Here is a 22,455-nt window from a genome sequence, read left to right on the forward strand (position 1 = left end):
ATCTCTGCGCGCCTAGTTGCGGAAGAGGTCGAGTATCGACTTGCGCTCCTCGGTGGGTGACGCTGGGGGGCGGCCCGGCGGCAGGCCGTCAGAATTGAGCAGGCTCTTGTCTTCTGGTGAGCGAGGTGCAGGAGCACCCGCAGTGCCCGCAACTGCCGGGACAACCGGGCTGCCCGGACCTGCTTCCATGGAAGTGCCACCCACGTTGCTCACGCCACCGCCGCGCGAATACTCGTCGTAGTACCACTCGCCGCCAATATTGACGACGCCTTCTGGCGCCTTCGGCTCCATCACGGGCACGCCCTTGAGCGCTGTCTCCATGAAATTGATCCACACGGGCAGGCTCAGGCCGCCACCGGTTTCGCGGTCGCCCAGCGAGCGCGGCGTGTCATAGCCCATCCACACGATGGCCACCAAATTGGGCTGGAAGCCGTTGAACCAGGTATCGATCGAGTCGTTGGTCGTGCCTGTCTTGCCGTACAGGTCCGGGCGCTTGAGCATGGCTTGCGCGCGCGCGGCGGTGCCCGAGCGTGCCACTTCCTGCAGCAGGCGCTCCATGATGAATGCGTTGCGCGCGTCAATGGCGCGCACAGACTCATTGGGCAGCGGCGGCTGGCTTTCCACCAGGGTCTTGCCGCGCTGATCGGTGATCTTGGTGATCAGCCACGGGTTGACCCGGTAGCCCCCATTGGCGAACACGGCATAACCCGTCGCCATCTGCATGGGAGTGACCGAGCCCGCGCCCAGTGCCATGGTGAGGTAAGGCGGATGCTTCTCGGCGTCGAAGCCGAATCGGGTGATCCAGTCCTGCGCGTTCTGGGCACCCACGGCTTGCAGCACGCGGATCGACACCATGTTCTTGGATTTCGCCAGCGCCGTGTGCAGCGGCATCGGCCCTTCGAACTTTCCGTCGTAGTTCTTCGGCTCCCATGGCTGGCCGCCCGTGACCCCCGCATCAAAGAAAAGGGGTGCGTCGTTGACCACCGTGGTCGGCGTGAAGCCCTTTTCGAGCGCGGCGGAGTAAATGAACGGCTTGAAGCCCGAGCCGGGCTGGCGCCACGCCTGCGTGACGTGGTTGAACTTGTTCTTGTTGAAATCAAAGCCGCCCACCAGCGCGTGGATGCCGCCATCGCGCGGATCGATGGCGACGAACGCGCCTTCGACTTCCGGAATCTGCGTAATTTCCCACGCGCCCTTGGGCGTGCGAACCACCCTGATCACGGCACCCTTGCGCAACTTGATCTTGGGCGGGGCCTTGTCGGACAAGCCCGACTGCGCAGGCCGCAGGCCCTCACCTGTAATTTCCACGCGCTCGCTGTTCTGGCGCACGGCAAGAATTCGCTTGGGCGTGGCTTCAAGCACGACGGCGGCCATCACATCACCGTTGTCAGGATGCTCGGCAAGCGCGTCGTCGATCGCCTCATCGGCCTCTTTCTGGTTGTCAGGCAGGTCGATGAACTCTTCGGGGCCGCGGTAGATCTGGCGGCGCTCGTAATCCATGATTCCCTTGCGCAGCGCTTTGTAAGCCGCTTCCTGTTCGACCGCATTGACGGTCGTGTATACGTTCAGGCCGCGGGTGTAGGCGTCGTCCCCGTATTGCGAATACACGAGCTGGCGCACCGTCTCGGCAATGTACTCGGCGTGCGCTTTCGTGTTGTCAGTGCCCACGCGGATCTTCAGCTCCTGCGCTCTGGCGGCTTCTGCCTCCCCTGTAGTGATGAAGCCGTTCTCCAGCATGCGGTCGATGATGTACTGCTGGCGTGCGCGCGCCCGGCTCGGATTGGTGATCGGGTTGTAGGCCGACGGCGCCTTCGGCAGGCCGGCAAGCATCGCCGCTTCGGCAATGGTCAGGTCTTTCATGGGCTTGCCGAAGTAGGCCTCGGCCGCCGCCGCGAACCCATAGGCCCGGTTGCCCAGGAAGATCTGGTTCATATAGATCTCGAGGATCTGGTCCTTGGTCAGCTGATGCTCGAGCTTGAACGTCAGCAGCACCTCGTAAAGCTTTCGGGTGAAAGTCTTCTCCGACGACAGGTAAACATTGCGGGCCACCTGCATGGTGATCGTGGAGGCGCCCTGGCTCTTGGCGCGGCCGAGATTGGCCAGCCCGGCACGCATCAGGCCCCGGTAATCGACGCCGCCGTGCGAATAGAACCGTGAGTCCTCGATGGCGAGCACGGCATCTTTCATCACCTTGGGGATCTGGTCGATGGGCGTGAGGTTGCGGCGCTCCTCGCCGAATTCGCCGATGAGCACGTTGTCGGCCGAATAGATGCGCAACGGCAACTTGGGCCGGTAATCCGACAGGTCGGACACATCGGGCAGGTTCGGATAAGCCACAGCCAGTGCGACGCCGATGACGATCAGGATGGAGACCAGGCCCGCCAGGGCAATGCCGCCTGTCCACATGGCGAACCGGGCGAGCGCGCGTCGCCAGCCGGTCAGGCCGAACGTGTCGCGCCGGGGTTGTGACGACGCGGAATTGTCGGCAGGGGAATCAGAAGGCATGAAGTTTCTCTTGGAGCGTCGTCTGGGTCATTATAAAAATGGGGGCTGATCGCGCGGAGCCTGACCATCATGCGCGAAGGTCATCTGTAAGGAGGTATTTCCGCGCCGGGCTTTTTGCTCTTGCAGGCCCCAAGCACGTAGGGTTTTGGCAACGGTCTCATGGGTCCAAACAGGAAAAAACCTTTGAGAGACAAGGATGTTACTGCTAGCATTCAACGTGAAATCTTAAGTTTGGTTACGCCTAGCAGTCCGCGTTTCAGGAGACCGAGTTGAACGCTTTGAGTTCGCTGTTTAGCCGTCAGGCGGCTCCCTTGCTGGGTTTGGATATCAGCTCTTCCAGCGTGAAGCTGGTCGAGCTTGGCAGGGACAAAGAAGGCAACCTCATTCTTGAGCGTTGCGCTATCGAGCCGCTTGAGCGCGGCTGGATCACCGACGGAAACGTCGAAAAATTCGAGGAAGTCGCCGAGGCGATGCGTCGCGTCGTCAAGAAAAGCGGCACCCGCACCAAGAGTGTGGCCATGGCACTGCCGCCCTCAGCAGTGATCACCAAGAAGATCGTGCTGCCGGGTGGGTTGTCCGAGCAGGAGCTTGAGGTCCAGGTCGAGGCCGAAGCCAATCAGTACATCCCGTTCTCGCTCGACGAAGTGAGTCTAGACTTCTGTGTCATCGGGCCCAGCAATAACTCCCAGGGCGACGTCGAAGTACTGATCGCTGCCTCCCGCAAGGAAAAGGTCCAGGATCGTCAGGGTCTGGCCGAGGCCGCAGGCCTCAAGCCCATGATCATCGACGTCGAGTCGTACGCCTCGCGTCTGGCTGCAGGCCGCCTGATCCAGTCGCTGCCTAACCAGGGTGTCGACACGATGGTGGCGTTGTTCGAAGTCGGCGCCTTCACCACCAGCATGCAGGTCATTCGCAACGACGAAGTGCTGTATGACCGGGACCAGGCATTCGGTGGCGCCCAGCTCACCCAGCTGATCGTTCGCCAATACGGCTTTTCGCCGGAAGAAGCTGAAAGCAAGAAGCGCAACGGGGACCTGCCGGAAGACTACGAGACAGGCGTGCTCAAGCCCTTCGTGGATGGCATGGCCCAGGAAGTGGCTCGCGCGATGCAGTTCTTCTTCACCAGCACACCCCACAATCGCGTCGACTACGTCATGCTCGCAGGCGGTTCCGCCGCACTGCCCGGGCTGACAGACGCCGTCACGCTGCAGACCTCATTCCCCTGCAACCTGGCGAACCCGTTCGAGGGCATGAAGGTCGGCGAGGGTGTCCGCGAAAAGAAGATGCGCCGTGAAGCGCCTTCCTATCTCACCTCGTGTGGCCTGGCGATGCGGAGGTTCTTGCAGTGATCCTGATCAACCTGTTGCCGCACCGGGAGGCGGCCCGCAAGCGCCGACGTGATGCGTTCTACGCAGCGCTGGGCGCCTCGGCGCTCGCAGGCGGTGTGATCGCCGGCGTGATCTACCTCTGGTACGCCGCGCAGATTTCCAGCCAGCAGAGCCGCAACACCGTCCTTCAGACGGAAATCAAGCGGCTGGAAGCCCAGATCAAGGACATTGCAAACCTGCAGGCCGAAATTGCCGCACTGCGTGCGCGGCAACAGGCGGTCGAAGACCTGCAGGCCGACCGCAACATGCCGGTCCACCTGCTCAACGAACTGGTCAGGCAGTTGCCTGACGGCGTGTACGTCACGAGCCTCAGGCAGGAAAACCAGGTCGTCACCATCACGGGCATGGCCCAGTCGAACGAGCGCGTGTCCGAGCTGCTGCGCAACCTGGGCTCCAAGAGCGCCTGGCTCTCGCGCCCTGAACTGGTTGAAATCACTGCGGCGCAGGTAGCGCTCACCCCGCGCGACCAGCGGCGGGTGTCCAGCTTTGTGATGCGCCTGCGCCTGCTGCGCGCCAGCGAGGCCCAGAAAGCCGCTGCTGCTGGCAGTGGCGCCTCCGCCGCCGTTGCACCCGCATCGGCAGCTTCAGCTTCGGCCGCCGCTTCCGGCCCCGCCAAGACCTGATCGCCATGGCAACCATCAAGACCCCAAAAATCGATACCGCAGCGCTGCAACAGGCGCTCGTCGGACAGTTCCGTGGCCTGAACCCGGAAGACCCGTCCTCCTGGCCGATCCTGCCGCGCGCACTTCTGTGCCTGGTACTCATGATCGGCATCGTGGTGGCGCTCTGGTTCTCGTGGCTGAGCAGTTCCGCGGACGAACTCGAAGTCGAGCAGAAGAAGGAGCTCACCCTTCGCGATGACTACAAGAAAAAACTCGCCGAAGCCGTCAACCTGGACGCACTGAAGAAACAGCGCAACCAGGTCCAGCAATACGTGACGCAGCTTGAAAAGCAGCTGCCGAGCAAGGCTGAAATGGATGCCCTGCTGTCCGACATCAACCAGGCGGGCCTGGGTCGCAGCCTGAATTTCGAGCTGTTCCGACCGGGCAACGTGAGCGTCAAGGAATACTACGCCGAGTTGCCTATTGCACTGCGCGTCACGGGCAGGTTCCACGACGTAGGCGCGTTTGCCTCTGACATTGCCAACCTCTCGCGAATCGTGACGCTCAATAACGTCGCGGTGGTTCCGGGCGGCGGCGGCATCCTCACCATGGATGCCACGGCCAAGACCTTCCGCTACCTCGACTCCGAAGAAGTCGCGGCCCAGCGCAAGGCTGCACCAGGAGCGGCCAAGAAATGAACGCGACCAGGATTTCGATGGCGGTTTCAGTGGCGCTGCTCGTGTCGGCCTGCGGGCAGTCCGGGCAGGAAGAATTGCAGGAGTGGATGAACGAGCAGCGGGCCCAGACCAAGCCGCGCGTGCAGCCTATTCCCGAGCCCAAGAAGTTCACGCCGCAGGCCTACACACAGGAAAGCGCGACCGACCCGTTCAGCACACAGAAGCTCACGCAGGCGCTCAAGAGCGAGTCGTCGCAATCGACGTCGAATGCCGCGCTGGTCGCGCCTGAGCTCGCCCGCCGCAAGGAGCCGCTCGAAGCCTTCCCGCTCGATGCCATGAAGATGGTCGGCATGATGTTGCGCGACGGCAATCCCGTAGGCCTGGTCAAGGTGGACAACCTGCTCTACCAGGTCAAGCCGGGCATGTATCTCGGCCAGAACTACGGAAAGATTGTGAAGGTGAGCGAGACAGAGGTGGTGCTGCGCGAGATCGTGCAGGACGCCGCCGGCGAGTGGATTGAACGCCCAGCTACATTGAATTTGCAAGAGAGGTCGAAATGAACAAGAACTGGCTCCATTGGCAACGAGCGCTGCTGTTCGGCGCAGCGCTCCTCGCCTCAAGCGGTTCGTGGGCCCAGGCTGTGGTGGAGTCTGTCACCAGCTCGATCCAGGGCGGCACGGACGTGATACGCATCGACTTCTCGCAACCGCTGCCGGCAGTGCCGGCCGGCTTTGCGATCCAGTCGCCCGCGCGCATCGCGCTGGATGTGCCCGGTGCCACCAACGGTATGGGGCGCTCCACGATCGACATCAACCAGGGCAACGTGCGGTCGGTCAACGTGGTGCAGTCCGGCGAGCGCACGCGCATCGTCCTGAACCTCAAATCTGCGGCAAGCTACCGCGCGCAATTGCAAGGCAAGTCGCTGCTGGTGGTTCTCGAAGGCGGTGGCGTCGCGGCGCCTGCCGCCGTTTCACAGCAGCCTGCTTTTGCCGAGAGCCGCAACGTCGACACTCAGCCCATCCGCGATCTCGACTTCCGTCGCGGCGCTGACAGCTCGGGTCGTGTGATCGTTGCGCTGCCGAGCAACCAGGTCGGTGTGGACATTCGCCAGCAAGGCCAGAACCTCGTGGTCGAATTCCTGAAGTCTTCGCTGCCCGAGGGCCTGCGCAGGAAGCTCGATGTGTCCGACTTCGGCACGCCCGTACAAACCGTCACCACGTTCCAGGCTGGAGACCGCGTGCGCGTGGTCATCGAGCCCAAGGGCCTGTGGGAACACTCGGCCTACCAGAGTGACAACCAGTTCGTCGTCGAAGTGCGCCAGCAGAAGATCGATCCGACCAAGCTGACGCAAGGCCCGGGTTTTGCTGGTGAAAAGCTCTCGCTGAACTTCCAGAACATCGAAGTGCGTTCGCTGTTGCAGGTCATCGCCGACTTCACCAATTTCAACATCGTCACTTCCGATTCAGTGACCGGCTCCGTGACGCTGCGCTTGAAAGACGTGCCATGGGACCAGGCGCTGGACATCGTCCTGCAGGCCAAGGGCCTGGGCATGCGCAAGCAGGGCAACGTGATCTGGATCGCACCGAAGGATGAAATTGCGGCCAAGGAAAAACTCGACCTGGAGTCGCGCGTGGCGATCCAGAGCCTGGAGTCCGTGCGCACGCAGTCTTTCCAGCTGAACTACACCAAGGCTGCGGACATCGCAGCGCAGATCACCTCGGGTACGGGCGCTGCGCGAATTCTCAGCACGCGCGGCAGCGTGATCGCCGAGCCGCGCACCAACCAGATCTTCGTGACTGACATCACCTCCAGACTGGAAGCCGTGCAGGAGCTGATCGGCAAGCTCGACATTGCCGTGCGGCAGGTGCTGATTGAAGCGCGCATCGTCGAAGCTTCCGACACGTTCGGCAAGTCGCTCGGTGTGCGCCTGGGCGGCAGCGACTTGCGCGGTGTCCGCGGCGGTGATGCCGGCTATTCCCTCGGCAACAATACGCGCGTCGCATTGGGCGGCACGTACAACGCCGTGTCGGCAACGGCAGGCGAGACGGTGGCCAGTGCGCTCGATACCGTCAGCACCACCTTCGTCAACCTGCCGGCGGCGGGCCAGGGCGGCTTCAGCCCTTCCACCTTCGCGATCTCCCTGTTCAGCTCGGCCGCCAACCGCTTCCTGAATCTGGAACTCTCCGCGCTGGAGGCCGATGGCAAGGGCCGGCTGGTGTCCAGCCCGCGTATCGTGACCGCCGACCAGACCAAGGCCATCATCGAGCAAGGTACGGAATTCCCTTACCAGCAGGCGACGTCGAGTGGCGCAACATCGGTGGCGTTCCGCAAGGCCACATTGAAGCTTGAAGTCACGCCGCAAATCACGCCTGAAGGCAACATCATCCTTGACCTTGATATCAGCAAGGACAGCCGCGGTGAGACGACGGCTGCCGGTATCGCCATCAACACCAAGCACATCAAGACGCAGGTGCTCGTGGAAAACGGCGGCACCGTGGTGATCGGTGGCATTTTTGAACTGACGGAAGCCGAGAACGAAGCCAAGGTTCCGCTGCTGGGTGACTTGCCCATCGTCGGAAATGCGTTCAAGACAAGAACGCGCAGTTCGAACAAGCAGGAAATGCTCGTCTTCATCACACCCAAAATGATCGCGGACCGGTCAGCCGCCCGCTAACGCAACCAGGAAGAGGAAGTAGTCACATGACGCAGATTTTTAAATTGCTGGTGGCGCTGCTCGTTGCAGCCGTCGTCGCGGCTTGCGGCGGCGGAGGCGGTAGCGCCGGCACGACGACGGGTGGCGGCACCCCGCCCGTGGTAACTCCGTCATTGCCGACATTGACCATTTCCCTGGTCAACTCGGCAGACGCAGCGATCGTCGGCAACAGCATCGGCGGCACGCCGGTGTTCGCCAAGGCGGTCCTGAAGGACGGCAGCGGCGCTGCGATTGTCAACAAGCTGGTTTCGTTTTCAGGCGCCTCTGCGCTCGTGAAGTTCACGCCTGCCAGCGGCTCGGTGCTGACCGACGCGAACGGCGTCGCCCGCGTCCTGTTGACGCCCGCCTCAAGCACTGCTGCTGGGGCAGGCACGATCAGCGTGGCGGCCACTATTGACAACAGCACAGGCGACCCCACGGCGCTTTCTGCCAGCATCGACATCCAGGTCACATCGACCGGTGCACCGCTCACGCCGACATTGACGCTGAGCATCGTGGACTCTGCTGGCGCACAAATTTCCAACAATTCCGTGACCAACGGTAATGTGGTGTTCGCCAAGGCTGTCCTCAAGGATGGCGCCGGCGCAGCTGTGCCGAACAAACTGGTCGTGTTCCTCTCGGGTTCGAACCTGACGAAGTTCCAGCCGTCGACCGGGCAAGTCCTGACGGACGCCGCCGGCGTCGCAAAGGTTCAGCTGGTGCCTGCGTCACTGACGACTGCCGGCGCTGAAACGATTACGGCCAACGCGACGGTGCCGCAAGCCAGCACACCGGTCAACCTGACTGCCACGATCGACATTCAGACATCGGCTGCGAACGTCACGCTCACGAATTTCACGGCGACACAACCCACACTCACGACGTTCCAGTCGACTCCCGTCAGCGTGGATGTCAACGTGAATGGCGCTGCAGCAACGGGTACACCGGTGCAGGTGAGCTTCACCGCGAATTGCGGCTCATTCGCTCCGGCCCAGGTGACTTCCAATTCCGCGGGCAAGGCAGTCTCGACCTTCCAGGCAACCGGATGCTCGGCTGGCACTGCAACGATCACGGCTTCCGCCACCGGCGCGGCTGCATCTGCAACCGCCAACCTCACGATCAGTGCAGCGACACCGACCAACCTGTTGTTCGTCAAGGCTGACCCCACAACGATCTATACGCTGCAGGCAGCCTTTGGCGTCAAGCAGGCGACGGTCCAGTTCAAGGTTGTCGACGCGAGCGGCAATGGTGTGGGCCCCGGCACGCAGGTGTTGGTCAGTCTTTCCACATCGGCCATCGCCGCAGGCGTGACCTTTGCTGACACTGGAACGACAGCCACCAAGACACTCACGACTGACGTGAATGGTCTGGTCAATGCCATCGTCAAGGCGGGCTCTGTGCCGACGCCGCTGAGCGTTAACGCGGCGATTGTTGGCACCGGCATCACCGCCTCTTCGGCAAACCTCTCGGTGAACTCCGGTCAACCGGTGCAGAACTTCTTCTCGCTGTCGGCCGACAAGTACAACATCGAAGGCGATGCCTACGACGGTGAAATCATCAAGCTGAGTGTGCTCGTGGCGGACCGCCTCGGCCAACCCGTGCCAGCCGGCACACCCATCTCCTTCATCACCGAAGGCGGCCAGGTGACGGCGTCGTGCTTCGTGACGATCGATGAGAACGGCAAATCCGGATGCTCCGTGAGCCTCGTCTCGCAGGCCTTCAGGCCGGCCGACGGGCGCGTCACGATCCTGGCCTACACCGAAGGTGAGGAGCCTTTCGAAGACGCCAACGGCAACAACAAGTACGACCCTGGCGAAGTGTTTTATGACATGGGCCAGCCGTTCCTGGACTCCAACTGGGACTTCACCTGGAATGCCTCGCCGGCCGAGCAGAAGGTGGGCGACCCGAGCATCCCGAGCGCGGGTATCGGTACCAGCGTTTGCCCGGCAAGCAAATACGGTGTCTTCAATGTGCCGAGTACTTGCAACGGCGTCTGGGGAGCGACCCGCGTGCGTTCGAGCATCGTGGTGACTTTCTCGACGAGCTTCGCACTGCCTGCCGTATTCAGCGACATCAGCACCTCGGGCGTGACGGTCAAGCTGCAGGACTTCAACAACAACGGCATGCCGAACGGCACCAAGGTCGACGCGACCATCAGCGGCGGTGTCAACTGCACGCTGCAGTCGGTCATCCCCGATACCGTTCAGAACACGACGGCGCCTACTTTCCATCGCGTGATCATCAGCAAGGGCAATGCAGCGGGCGACAGCTGCATCGGAGCTGAAGTTTCCGTGAAGGCAACCACGCCGAAGGGCAACCAGACGCTGTTGGGCAAGGTTGTTATTCCTTGACCGGTAAGTTCCGGCCAGCATTCCGATGAGCGTCATTTCGCTTGTCGGGATGCCGGGCTCTGGCAAGTCGACAGTCGGGCGACATCTGGCCCGGCGGCTCAACCTGCCCTTCAACGACAGTGACCACGTGATCGAGCAGCGCATAGGCTGCTCGATTCGCGAGTACTTCGCCCGTGAGGGCGAAACTGCTTTTCGCGATCTCGAATCCCGGGTGATAGCCGAGCTGGCCGGTGCGTCCACAGGCGTCCTCGCGACCGGAGGCGGCACCGTGCTGCGCGAAGAAAACCGGCAGCGCCTGCGCGCAGGCGGCCCTGTGATCTACCTGCGGTCCACGCCCGAGGCGATCTGGCGGCGGGTGCGCAACGACCACAAACGCCCGTTGCTGCAGGTGGCCGACCCGATGGCCAAGCTGCGAGAGCTGCATGCCGAACGCGACCCGCTCTACATGCAGGCCGCCCACTTCATCATCGAAACCGGCCGGCCCACGGTGCCTGCGCTGGTCGGCAAGATCCTGATGCAGCTTGAGCTGGCGGGGTTGGCGCCGCCCGCGCCTTAAACTCCGCACATGCCTGAGCGTCTTTCTTTCATCGCCGAAGTCAACATCGACCTCGGCGACCGCAGCTATCCCATTCGCATCGGCGCGGGCCTTCTCGAAGACGCCGCCACCTTCTCGGCCGCCCCCCGCGCTGACCAGGCCATGATCGTGACGAACACCACGGTGGCGCCGCTGTATGCCGCGCAGCTGCAGCGTGGAATTTCGCACCTGTATCGCTCCATCCGGGTGCTGGAATTGCCCGATGGCGAGGCCTACAAGAGCTGGGAAACGCTCAACCTTGTGTTCGATGCATTGCTGGGTGGCGAGGCGGATCGAAAGACAGTGCTGTACGCATTGGGCGGCGGCGTGGTGGGCGACATGACTGGCTTTGCCGCCGCCTGCTACATGCGCGGCGTACCCTTTGTGCAGGTCGCGACGACACTGTTGGCGCAAGTGGACTCGTCTGTCGGCGGCAAGACGGCCATCAACCATCCTGCGGGCAAGAACATGATCGGCGCGTTCTACCAGCCGCGGCTGGTGGTGTGCGACCTGGCCACGCTCTCCACGCTTGCCGCGCGTGAATTCAGCGCCGGGCTGGCCGAGGTGATCAAGTACGGCCCGATCGCCGACATGCAGTTCTTCGACTGGATCGAAGCGAACATCACGGGCCTGATGGCGCGCGACGCTGCGTTGCTCGCGCACGCAGTCAAGCGAAGCTGCGAGATCAAGGCGTGGGTGGTCGGGCAGGACGAGCGCGAAGCAGGCCTGCGTGCGATCCTCAACTTCGGCCATACGTTCGGCCACGCAATCGAAGCGGGTCTCGGCTATGGCGAGTGGCTGCACGGTGAAGCCGTGGGTTGCGGCATGGTCATGGCCGCGCATTTGTCGATGCGGCTGGGCCTCATCGATGACGCATTGGTGCAGCGGCTCACGCGGCTCGTTGCACAAGCGGGCCTGCCTGTTGTCGGCCCAGCACTCGGCGCAGACCGCTATCTGCAACTGATGCGCGTCGACAAGAAAGCCGAAGGCGGTGAAATCCGATTCGTCGTGATCGACAAGCCGGGCAGTGCCAGCATGCGACCCGCGCCGGAAAGCGTGGTGCGCGATGTCATCGACCAGTGCTGCCGCGCCGCCTGACGTGAGCCTTGCCCGCTATGCCTGTGATCCGGCGCAATCGCGCGGCCGGCGTCATGCAGAGGCACCGGCGCCCACGCGCACCCACTTCCAGCGCGACCGCGACCGCATCGTGCATTCAACGGCCTTCCGCCGCCTGGTCTACAAGACGCAGGTGTTCCTCAATCACGAGGGTGACCTGTTCCGCACGCGCCTGACGCACTCGCTCGAAGTGGCGCAGCTGGCCCGCTCGATTGCACGTGCGCTGGCGCTGAACGAAGACCTGGTCGAAGCCATCGCGCTGGCGCACGACCTCGGGCACACACCTTTCGGCCATGCCGGCCAGGATGCGCTTGACGATTGCATGAAGCAGCGCGGCGGCTTCGAGCACAACTTGCAGAGCCTGCGTGTGGTCGACGAGCTCGAAGAGCGTTACCCCGCGTTCAATGGCCTGAACCTCACGTTTGAAACACGCGAAGGTATCCTGAAGCATTGCTCGCGCGCCAATGCCCAACGCATCGAGGACGAGCAGCCAAACGGCGTTGGCAGGCGGTTCCTGGACCGCACGCAGCCAAGCCTGGAGGCGCAGCTGTGCAACCTCGCTGACGAAATTGCCTATAACGCCCACGACATCGACGACGGCGTTCGCTCGGGGCTCATCACCATCGAGCAGCTGCAGGAAGTCGATCTGTTCGAAACCTTTCGCGCGGACACGGCACGCGACTTCCCGCAGTTGCAGGGCCGGCGCCTGCTCTACGAATCGATCCGCAGGATGCTCAGCGCGCAGGTGTACGACGTGATCGACTCAACGCGCGCAGCGATCGAGGCGCGTGCGCCCGCCAACGCGGCTGAAGCTCGCCTGGCCGGACCACTCGTGATGTTTTCTGAAGGCATGCGCAATCAGTCGGCAGTGCTCAAGCGCTTCCTGCTGCACAACCTGTATCGCCATCCGCAGGTCATGGCGATGACGGGGCAGGCCAAGCAAGTCGTGCGTGAACTGTTCGCGGCGTACATGGAAGATCCGCGGCGCATGCCCGCTGATTTCACGGCGCGCGTCGACTCGCCGCGCGCCGTTGCCGACTACATCGCCGGCATGACAGACCGGTTCGCAGCACGCGAACACGAGCGCATGACCGGCCGCAAGCTGCTGAGCTGACACGAAGCACATGCGACGCATCAATCCCGCGTTGATCGTGGTGCTGGCCGGCGTGAGCGCCGCACTGCACGTCGGCAAGTTGCCCACCGCGATTCCGGTGCTGCGCGAGGCGTTGGGCGTGACGCTGCTGGAAGCGGGATTCCTGCTGTCGCTCGTGCAGCTGGCAGGCATGTCGCTCGGGCTACTCGTCGGCCTCGCCGCGGACGCGTTAGGCGCGAAGCGCACGATGGTCGCGGGTCTGGCCATCCTGTCCTTTGCCAGTGCCCTCGGCAGCGGCGCGCACGACGCGCAGACGCTCATGCTGCTGCGCGCTGTGGAGGGTTTCGGTTTCCTGCTCGCCTCGATGCCGGCACCCAGCTTGATTCGCCGCCTGGTTGAGGCATCGCGTGTGCCGCTCTGGCTGGGGCTGTGGGGCGCCTACATGCCGTTCGGCACGGCGCTGGCGCTCCTGTGCGGGCCCGTCGCGATTGCATCGCTCGGCTGGCCTCTTTGGTGGGACATGCTGGCGGCGCTGTCGGCCATCATGGGTGCGTGGCTGTGGCTTGCGATCCCTGCGGACGAGCCCCTGGCCCACTCATCGCAAAGCCACGGCGCGCAAGGCTGGCTGCATCGATTGCGGCGCACGCTGTCACTTCCGGGGCCGTGGTTGATCGCGCTATGTTTCGCCTTCTATTCGAGCCAGTGGCTCGCCGTGATCGGCTTCCTGCCTTCGATCTACGCGCAAAGCGGGCTCGCTGCGGGGCTTGCGGGTGCGGCAACGGCGCTTGCCGCCGCCGTCAATATCGCGGGCAATGTCACGGCAGGGCGGCTCTTGCATCGCGGCGTGCGGCCACACTGGCTGCTGTACTGCGGATTTCTCGCAATGGGCGCTGGCGGTGTCCTCGCGTTCGCGCCGCTTGCAGGTGACGCCGCGACAGTCGCAGCGATCCGCTTTGCGGGCGTGCTCATGTTCTCGATGGTGGGCGGGCTGATTCCCGGCACGCTCTTTTCGCTGGCCGTGCGCGTGTCGCCGGATGACCGCAGCATCTCCACGACGCTGGGCTGGATGCACCAATGCTCGGCGTTCGGCCAGTTCATGGGGCCCCCTGCTGTCGCCTGGGTCGCGACACGCATGGGCGGCTGGTCTTGGAGCTGGCTCGTGACAGGAGCGTGTGCCAGCGCGGGGCTGCTGGTCGCGGCGATGATCGGCCGCTTGCTGCGGCAATCACGCTACGTAGAATCGCACGCAGCATCCACTGGCGAATCCTCGTGACATCCCCTGACTCATTGAAGGCGCAACGCGAGACCCAGCACTGGATGGAACGCGCAGTCATCGGGCTGAACCTGTGCCCGTTCGCCAAGGCTGTGCATGTGAAAGGGCTGGTGCACTTTGCGGTGAGCCCGGCCACACAGGCGAGCGAGCTTCTGGCTGACCTGCGAGCCGAACTCGATGCACTTGTTGCCTGTGAGCCGGATCAGCGTGAGACGACGCTGCTCATCGCGCCGCATTGCCTGCACGATTTCCTGGACTTCAACGACTTCCTCGATTCGGCAGAGCGCATGATCCGCAAACGCCAGCTCGAAGGCGTGATCCAGCTCGCGAGCTTTCACCCCCACTACCAGTTCGCAGACACAGAGGCCGACGACATCACGAACTTCACCAATCGCTCACCCTACCCGACGCTGCATCTGCTGCGCGAGTCGAGCATCGACAAAGCCGTGGAAGCATTCCCGCAGGCCGATGCCATCTTTGAAGCCAACATGAAGACGATGCGCGACCTGGGGCCTGATGGCTGGCGCGCGCTCGGCATCAAGGCAGCGACATGAGCGGCGACGCACTTGACCTGCGGCCGGGGCAGTCTGTCGAGCTGCTCAAGGAACTGCACATCCTCACGCGCGAAGGCCGCATCAACCAGGACTCGCGCCGCAAGCTCAAGCAGGTGCTGCACCTGTACGGCTTCATCGAAAAATTGCTCAAGGAGCTGCCCGATAGCGACGCGGGGCCCACACTTGCCGACCACGGCGCGGGCAAGTCGTACCTCGGGTTTATTTTGTACGACCTGTATTTCAAGCAGCTGGGCAAAGGCACGATTTACGGCGTCGAGACGCGCGCCGAACTGGTCGACAAGTCGCGTGCGCTGGCAGCGCGGCTCGGCTTTGACCGGATGAAGTTCCTGAACATCAGCGCCGCAGCCGCATCGCAAGACGTCGCGCTGCCCGATCACATCGATGTCGTCACGGCGCTGCACGCCTGCGACACAGCGACCGACGACGCCATCGACTTCGGCCTTCGCAAGCACGCGCGGCACCTCGTGCTGGTGCCGTGCTGTCAGGCTGAGCTGGCCGCCTCGCTGCGCCAGAACAAGGCACTCGCACTCTCGCGCACACCGCTGGCCGAGTTGTGGCGCCATCCCTTGCACACCCGCGAAATGGGCAGCCAGCTCACCAACGTGTTGCGCTGCCTGTACCTCGAAGCCTGCGGCTACCAAGTCACGGTGACTGAGCTGGTTGGCTGGGAGCACAGCATGAAGAACGAGCTGATCCTTGCCCGCTGGACAGGCCAGCGCAAGCGCGCCCCCGCCGACCGCATGCGCGCGCTGCTCGGCGAGTTCGGGCTCGAAGCACTCGAAGCAATCCGCTACCCGGCACTAAAATTGGGGTCATAAAATTGGGGTCAGATTCCAATTAGTTGCCCGCCCGATGGCCCGACTGCCCCGACTCACCGTCCCCGGCTACCCTCATCACATCATCCAGCGCGGCAACAACCGCCAGCCGATCTTTGCGGCAGATGCTGACTACGAGGCATTCCTGGCCATGCTGGATGAGCATTCGCGGGCGCAAGGCGTCGCGCTGCACGCCTATGTGCTGATGACCAATCACTTTCACCTGCTCGCCACGCCTGATAGCGCAGAAGCGATCCCGCAGATGATGCAGGCCGTGGGCCGGCGCTACGTTCGCTATTTCAACCAGCGGCAGGCGCGAACCGGCACGCTGTGGGAGGGCCGCTACAAATCGACATTGATCCAGGCCGAGCGGTACTTGCTGGCTTGCATGGTCTACATCGACCTGAACCCGGTGCGAGCCGGCATGGTCGCGGCACCGGTGGACTATCCGTGGTCGAGTCACCGTCACTATGCAGGCCTGCGCACCGACAAGCTGGTGACGCCGCATCCGCTCTTCTGGGAATTGGGCAACACGCCCTTTGCGCGCGACGCCGCGTACGTCGAGCTTGTGAACGCCGGCATTGATTCAGGTGCGCAGCGTGCACTCACAGACTCAGCGTTGCGGGGCTGGGCGCTCGGCGAGCCCGGTTACGTCGCGGCGCTGCAAAAGAAGACCGACCGGCGCGTGAGCCCCGGCGCGCCTGGCAGGCCACGCGCGAAGTAGGTTTCAGAGATCGCGCTTGGCGAGCCTTGGCTGCTGCGGCAATTCCAGCGTCAGGCAGTGGATGCCGAACTCGCGTCCTGGCGCAAAATCTTCAAGCGCCACGGACTCCACGTGCAGCTTGGCGAGCCGGTTGCGCAGAGCCTTCGAAACAGGCTCAGTGAAAACAATCTGACCCGGCTCAGGGCTGATGGAATTACAGGCGCGGCGCAAGAAGTCGGCTTCGGACACTTCCACGATCGTGACGTCGAGCTCTTCGAGCATTGACATGGCCTGTGCCCTGCCAACGCTGCCGCTCTTCGCTGCGGCCTTGGACGAGGGCGATTCGCGGATGCATGGCGGATAAACGAGCGCCACATGCTCGCCGCGCGCATTGCGCATCATGAAGTAGTAGGTGTCGAGGTCGTAGCAGGAACTGCCCTGCGGCACGCCCGTCTGCGCGAGCGTTCGTGACGGTTCGAACTTGAGCACGTTGGCTGGCGCACCAAACGCTTTCTCCAGCTGCCGGATCTGCGTGTTGCAGCCAAGCGTGGGGTGGATCCAGCTGCAGTGTGGCTCGCGCGCCGCAGGCAACGCCAGCACCAGCAGATCCAGATCGGCATCGAAGGCCAGGTTGGCGAAATTCACCGGGAAGTCGAGCGATGTAACTTTGTGGTGCATGCCCGAAAGCGTCGTGCGCACCGCTGTGGCAGAGGTGTCCTGGCCCTGCCGCAAGTGGGCCAGGCGGGCAGGGTCGGACATGACGACGGTTCCGTCCGGGCCGCTCGCCGCGAGATTCCTGATGAAGTCGTAGCCGTCATCCGGTATGTGGACCCGGACCATGTCAACAGGCTTGTCCGTCGCGACCGACAGATGCCCGATCACGTTGTCGAACGCCGGCTGTTCACGGCCGAGCATTGCAGGAAGGAAGGCATGGGCAAGCATGGGCGAGAACAGCGCTGCCTTCAGCATCGATACGCCACCAGCACAACTGCGCGGCGCTGCGGGTGGCACTGTGGTCGTCCGAGCGCCCAGGGGATGCACAGTCGCAGATTTGTCTGCAGCCTGCGCGGGTTCGGTCCGGCAGTCTGCTAAGTGAGGCGGCACAAAGCGCTGGGAGGAGAGAGGTTTCATGAGTTGATCTGTAAAGAGACCACTTGGTAACCACGCCACTGGATTGGTTCACCGCCCCAAACAATAGTCCAATAACCTGTCCCCAATTAATGAAAGTGGCAGGATTGGCCTGATTAATTGGAATCTGACCCCGATTATTCCGATTATTCTGCTTGCGCTGTCATGCTGCGGCGCAGTATTCTCCTAAGCCCTAGTACCCAGAAGCAGGATTGCGCCATGACGACGGCCGCTGAGATTTCCGACATGCAAGAACGCGGCCTGTATTCCGCGTCGAATGAACATGATTCGTGTGGCGTGGGCTTTGTGGCTCACATCAAAGGTGCCAAGAGCCACGCGATCGTCCAGCAGGGCTTGAAGATTCTCGAAAACCTCGACCATCGCGGCGCCGTCGGCGCCGACAAGCTGATGGGCGACGGCGCCGGCATCCTCATCCAGTTGCCCGATGCGCTCTACCGCGAAGAAATGGCCAAGCAAGGCGTCGAGCTGCCGCCCCCGGGCGAGTACGGCGTCGGCATGATCTTTCTGCCGAAGGAGCATGCATCGCGCATGGCCTGCGAACAGGAGCTCGCGCGTGCCGTCAAAGCCGAAGGCCAGGTATTGCTGGGCTGGCGCGATGTGCCGGTCGATCGCGACATGCCCATGTCGCCCGCCGTGCGCCTGAAGGAGCCGATCCTTCGCCAGATCTTCATTGGCCGCGGCCAGGATGTGATCGTGCAGGACGCGCTGGAGCGCAAGCTGTATGTGATCCGCAAGACGGCCAGCGCCGCCATCCAGAACCTCAAGCTCAAGCATTCGAAGGAGTACTACGTGCCCTCGATGTCGAGTCGCACGGTGGTCTACAAGGGCCTGCTGCTCGCCGACCAGGTCGGCACCTATTACCTCGACTTGAAGGACGCGCGCTGCGTCTCGGCGCTGGCACTCGTCCACCAGCGCTTCTCGACCAACACGTTCCCCGAGTGGCCGCTCGCGCACCCGTATCGCTACGTGGCGCACAACGGTGAGATCAACACCGTCAAGGGCAACTACAACTGGATGAAGGCGCGCGAAGGCGTGATGTCGTCGCCCGTGCTCGGCGCCGACCTGAAGAAGCTCTATCCGATCTCGTTCGCGAGCCAGTCCGACACGGCCACGTTCGACAACTGCCTCGAACTGCTCACGATGGCCGGCTACCCGATCAGCCAGGCCGTGATGATGATGATCCCCGAGCCGTGGGAGCAGCACTCGACGATGGACGAGCGGCGCAAGGCCTTCTATGAATATCACGCTGCGATGCTCGAGCCGTGGGACGGCCCCGCTTCCATCGTGTTCACCGATGGCCGCCAGATCGGCGCCACGCTCGACCGCAACGGCCTGCGTCCGTCGCGTTACTGCGTCACTGATGACGACCTCGTGATCATGGCGTCCGAATCCGGCGTGCTGCCGATTCCGGAAAACAAGATCGTGCGCAAGTGGCGCCTGCAGCCCGGCAAGATGTTCCTGATCGACCTCGAACAGGGCCGCATGATCGACGACGAAGAGCTCAAGTCGGGCCTGGCCAATGGCAAGCCCTACAAGCAGTGGATCGAAAACCTGCGCATCAAGCTCGACGATCTTTCCGATACATCGGGCAATGTGCCGCACAGCGATGTTGAGTTGCTCGACCGCCAGCAAGCCTTCGGCTACACGCAGGAAGACATCAAGTTCCTGATGTCGCCCATGGCGCAAGCCGGCGAGGAAGGCATTGGCTCGATGGGCAATGACAGCCCGCTCGCCGTGCTGTCGAACAAGAACAAACCGCTGTTCAACTACTTCAAGCAGTTGTTCGCGCAAGTCACGAACCCGCCGATCGACCCGATCCGCGAAGCCATCGTCATGTCGCTCGTGTCGTTCATCGGCCCAAAGCCGAACCTGCTCGACATCAACCAGGTCAACCCGCCGATGCGGCTGGAAGTGTCGCAGCCGATTCTCGACTTTGCCGATATGGCGAAGCTGCGCGACATCGAGGCGATCACGCACGGCAAGTTCCGCAGCCACACGCTAGACATCACGTATCCGCTCGCCTGGGGCGAAGAGGGTGTTGAAGCGAAGCTGGCCTCGCTGAACGCAGAAGCCGTCGATGCGATCAAGGGCGGCAACAACATCCTGATCATCAGTGACCGTGCGGTGAGTGAAACGCAGATTGCGATTCCCGCGTTGCTCGCGCTGTCGTCGATTCACCAGCATCTCGTGCGTGAAGGTTTGCGCACGACGGCTGGCCTGGTGGTGGAAACCGGCACGGCCCGTGAAGTGCATCACTTCGGCGTGCTTGCAGGTTACGGCGCAGAAGCCGTTCACCCGTACCTCGCGATGGAAACGCTGGTGTCGATCCACAAGGATCTGCCGGGCGACCTGTCGGCGGACAAGGCCATCTACAACTACGTGAAGGCGGTGGGCAAGGGCCTGTCCAAGATCATGTCGAAGATGGGCGTGTCCACCTACATGAGCTATTGCGGCGCGCAGTTGTTCGAGGCGATTGGCCTGAACAGCGATACGGTGGACAAGTACTTCACCGGCACGGCCAGCCGTGTGGAAGGCATCGGCGTTTTCGAGATCGCGCAGGAAGCGATCCGCATGCACAAGTCCGCCTTCAGCGACGACCCCATCTTGCAGAACATGCTCGACGCAGGCGGCGAATACGCCTGGCGCACGCGCGGCGAAGAGCACATGTGGTCGCCCGATGCGATCGCCAAGCTGCAGCACGCCGCCCGCGCGAACAACTGGAACACCTACAAGGAATACGCCCAGCTGATAAACGACCAGTCGCGCAGGCACATGACGCTGCGCGGCCTGTTCGAATTCAAGATCGACCCGGCCAAGGCCATCCCGGTTGATGAAGTCGAGCCCGCGAAGGAAATCGTCAAGCGCTTCGCAACCGGCGCGATGTCGCTCGGCTCGATCTCGACAGAAGCGCACAGCACGCTTGCCGTTGCCATGAACCGCATCGGCGGCAAGAGCAACACCGGCGAAGGCGGTGAAGACCCCGCGCGCTATCGCCAGGAGCTCAAGGGGATCCCGATCGTGCAAGGCCAGAAGCTGGCCGACATCATGGGCAGCGACGTCATCGAAGCGTCTGCCGACTATGAATTGCAGGCAGGCGATTCACTTCGCTCAAAGATCAAGCAAGTGGCTTCTGGCCGCTTCGGTGTGACGGCTGAATACCTGTCGTCCGCCGACCAGATCCAGATCAAGATGGCGCAAGGTGCCAAGCCGGGTGAAGGCGGGCAGCTGCCGGGCGGCAAGGTGTCGAAGTACATAGGCAAGTTGCGCTTCTCGGTGCCGGGTGTGGGCCTGATTTCGCCGCCGCCGCACCACGACATTTACTCGATTGAAGACCTCGCGCAGCTGATTCACGACCTGAAGAACGTCGCGCCGCATGCCAGCATCAGCACGAAGCTCGTGTCGGAAATCGGTGTGGGCACGATTGCCGCGGGCGTGACGAAGTGCAAGAGCGATCACATCGTGATTGCGGGGCATGACGGTGGCACGGGCGCTTCGCCCTGGTCGTCGATCAAGCATGCTGGCAGTCCGTGGGAAATCGGCCTGGCTGAAACGCAGCAAACGCTGGTGCTCAACCGCTTGCGTGGTCGCGTTCGCGTGCAGGCCGACGGCCAGATGAAGACGGGCCGCGATGTTGCCATCGGTGCACTGCTCGGCGCAGATGAATTCGGCTTCGCCACGGCGCCGCTCGTGGTTGAGGGCTGCATCATGATGCGCAAGTGCCACCTGAACACCTGCCCCGTTGGCGTTGCCACGCAGGACCCGGTGCTGCGCGCGAAGTTCGCGGGCAAGCCCGAGCACGTCGTCAACTACTTCTTCTTCGTTGCCGAAGAAGTGCGCCAGATCATGGCGCAGCTGGGTATCCGCACATTCAATGAACTGATTGGCCGCGCCGACTTGCTCGACATCCGCAAGGGCATCACGCACTGGAAGGCGCGGGGCCTTGACTTCTCGCGCCTGTTTGCACAGCCCAATGTGCCGGCCGATGTGCCGCGCTTCCATGTTGACGTGCAGGACCACGGCTTGTCGAACACGCTGGACCGTGTGCTGATCGAGAAGTCTCGTGCCGCCATCGACAAGGGCGAGAAGGTGCACTTCATGGAAGTGGCGCGCAACGTCAATCGCTCGGTGGGCGCAATGCTTTCAGGCGCGCTGACGAAGGTGCACCCGGAAGGCCTTCCTGACGACAGCATCCGCATCCAGCTGGAAGGCACGGGCGGCCAGTCGTTCGGCGCTTTCCTGGCGCGCGGCATCACGCTCTACCTGATCGGCGACGCGAACGACTACACGGGCAAGGGCTTGTCGGGCGGCCGCATCGTCGTGCGCCCGTCGATCGACTTCCGCGGCGTCGCGACGAACAACACCATCATCGGCAACACTGCGCTCTATGGCGCGACGACCGGCGAAGCGTTCTTCAGCGGCGTGGCCGGTGAGCGCTTTGCCGTGCGCCTGTCGGGTGCGACGACCGTCGTCGAAGGCACGGGCGATCACGGCTGCGAATACATGACGGGCGGCACCGTTGTCGTGCTCGGCAAGACTGGCCGCAATTTCGCGGCGGGCATGTCGGGCGGCATCGCTTATGTATACGACGAAGACGGCCAGTTCGCGAGCCGTTGCAACACCACGATGGTGTCGCTCGAACGCGTGAAGACGGCGGCAGAACAAGCGGCCGCAGGCAAGACGCGCCTGCACAAGGACGAGCACGACGAGCACCTGCTCAAGAAGCTGCTGGAAGAGCACAACCGCTGGACGGGCAGCAAGCGTGCGCGCGACCTGCTCGATACGTGGGCGACATCGCGCGAGAAGTTCGTGAAGGTGTTCCCGAACGAATACAAGCGCGCGCTGGCCGAAATGCATGACCGCGAAGTCGAAGTGGCGAGCTCGGGCAACAACGCACAGGTTGCCACCAAGCACTCTGTTGCCGCAGCCTGAAAAGCGCAAGGAC

Annotated in this window: 16 protein-coding genes; 14 read left to right on the forward strand and 2 right to left on the reverse strand. The window is 62.9% G+C overall.

The window, feature by feature from the left end; genetic code table 11:
• Positions 1 to 12: 12 nt before the first annotated feature.
• Positions 13 to 2,505 (reverse strand): penicillin-binding protein 1A, encoded by a 2,493-nt coding sequence (locus tag GHT07_RS07585; RefSeq protein WP_153584466.1) that lies wholly within the window; start codon positions 2,503 to 2,505, stop codon positions 13 to 15.
• A 269-nt stretch (positions 2,506 to 2,774) separates the two neighbouring features.
• Between GHT07_RS07585 and GHT07_RS07590 the strand changes: the two genes are divergently transcribed.
• Genes GHT07_RS07590 through GHT07_RS07650 form a run of 13 tightly spaced genes read left to right on the forward strand, consistent with a single transcriptional unit; the run spans position 2,775 to position 16,385 of the window.
• Positions 2,775 to 3,854, forward strand: a complete 1,080-nt coding sequence (locus GHT07_RS07590) for a pilus assembly protein PilM (protein ID WP_153584467.1) — start codon at positions 2,775 to 2,777, stop codon at positions 3,852 to 3,854.
• A complete protein-coding gene (locus tag GHT07_RS07595) occupies positions 3,851 to 4,516 on the forward strand; it encodes a PilN domain-containing protein (protein ID WP_323740834.1) in 666 nt (221 codons plus the stop codon). Before GHT07_RS07590 ends, GHT07_RS07595 begins: the two co-directional genes overlap by 4 nt.
• A gap of 5 nt (positions 4,517 to 4,521) precedes the next feature.
• A complete protein-coding gene (locus GHT07_RS07600; RefSeq protein ID WP_153584468.1) occupies positions 4,522 to 5,193 on the forward strand; it encodes a type IV pilus inner membrane component PilO in 672 nt (223 codons plus the stop codon).
• Positions 5,190 to 5,732: a pilus assembly protein PilP gene (locus tag GHT07_RS07605; protein ID WP_153584469.1), complete on the forward strand. Its 543-nt coding sequence runs from the start codon at positions 5,190 to 5,192 to the stop codon at positions 5,730 to 5,732. The genes GHT07_RS07600 and GHT07_RS07605 overlap by 4 nt, the downstream gene beginning before the upstream one ends.
• The gene (pilQ, locus tag GHT07_RS07610) at positions 5,729 to 7,846 is read left to right on the forward strand and encodes a type IV pilus secretin PilQ (protein ID WP_153584470.1); all 2,118 of its coding nucleotides are present in this window, start codon (positions 5,729 to 5,731) and stop codon (positions 7,844 to 7,846) included. Before GHT07_RS07605 ends, pilQ begins: the two co-directional genes overlap by 4 nt.
• 26 nt (positions 7,847 to 7,872) lie before the next feature.
• Positions 7,873 to 10,215: a hypothetical protein gene (locus GHT07_RS07615; RefSeq protein ID WP_153584471.1), complete on the forward strand. Its 2,343-nt coding sequence runs from the start codon at positions 7,873 to 7,875 to the stop codon at positions 10,213 to 10,215.
• A gap of 25 nt (positions 10,216 to 10,240) precedes the next feature.
• Positions 10,241 to 10,771 carry a shikimate kinase gene (locus GHT07_RS07620; protein WP_153584472.1) on the forward strand — a complete coding sequence of 177 codons (531 nt, stop codon included), beginning with the start codon at positions 10,241 to 10,243 and terminating at the stop codon, positions 10,769 to 10,771.
• A gap of 9 nt (positions 10,772 to 10,780) precedes the next feature.
• A complete protein-coding gene (gene aroB, locus GHT07_RS07625) occupies positions 10,781 to 11,887 on the forward strand; it encodes a 3-dehydroquinate synthase (protein WP_153584473.1) in 1,107 nt (368 codons plus the stop codon).
• Complete coding sequence (locus GHT07_RS07630; protein ID WP_153584474.1) at positions 11,856 to 13,019, forward strand: deoxyguanosinetriphosphate triphosphohydrolase; 1,164 nt, start codon at positions 11,856 to 11,858, stop codon at positions 13,017 to 13,019. Before aroB ends, GHT07_RS07630 begins: the two co-directional genes overlap by 32 nt.
• 10 nt (positions 13,020 to 13,029) lie before the next feature.
• Positions 13,030 to 14,271, forward strand: a complete 1,242-nt coding sequence (locus tag GHT07_RS07635; protein WP_153584475.1) for an MFS transporter — start codon at positions 13,030 to 13,032, stop codon at positions 14,269 to 14,271.
• The gene (locus GHT07_RS07640; RefSeq protein ID WP_395687352.1) at positions 14,268 to 14,825 is read left to right on the forward strand and encodes a DUF1415 domain-containing protein; all 558 of its coding nucleotides are present in this window, start codon (positions 14,268 to 14,270) and stop codon (positions 14,823 to 14,825) included. Before GHT07_RS07635 ends, GHT07_RS07640 begins: the two co-directional genes overlap by 4 nt.
• On the forward strand, positions 14,822 to 15,664 hold the full coding sequence (locus tag GHT07_RS07645; protein WP_153584476.1) for a class I SAM-dependent methyltransferase: 843 nt from the start codon (positions 14,822 to 14,824) through the stop codon (positions 15,662 to 15,664). Before GHT07_RS07640 ends, GHT07_RS07645 begins: the two co-directional genes overlap by 4 nt.
• 34 nt (positions 15,665 to 15,698) lie before the next feature.
• Positions 15,699 to 16,385: an REP-associated tyrosine transposase gene (locus tag GHT07_RS07650; RefSeq protein ID WP_153584477.1), complete on the forward strand. Its 687-nt coding sequence runs from the start codon at positions 15,699 to 15,701 to the stop codon at positions 16,383 to 16,385.
• Between the two features lie 3 nt (positions 16,386 to 16,388).
• On the opposite strand, the gene GHT07_RS07655 is transcribed toward GHT07_RS07650, so the two are convergent.
• Entirely contained in the window at positions 16,389 to 17,333 is a 945-nt protein-coding gene (locus tag GHT07_RS07655; protein ID WP_153584478.1) for a hypothetical protein, read from the reverse strand.
• Positions 17,334 to 17,711: 378 nt separating this feature from the next.
• Between GHT07_RS07655 and GHT07_RS07660 the strand changes: the two genes are divergently transcribed.
• A complete protein-coding gene (locus GHT07_RS07660) occupies positions 17,712 to 22,442 on the forward strand; it encodes a glutamate synthase-related protein (RefSeq protein ID WP_153584479.1) in 4,731 nt (1,576 codons plus the stop codon).
• The last annotated feature ends 13 nt before the right edge of the window (positions 22,443 to 22,455 follow it).

Origin of the sequence: Caenimonas koreensis DSM 17982 (genome assembly GCF_009646335.1) — a bacterium.
GTDB classification, from domain to species: domain Bacteria; phylum Pseudomonadota; class Gammaproteobacteria; order Burkholderiales; family Burkholderiaceae_C; genus Ramlibacter; species Ramlibacter koreensis.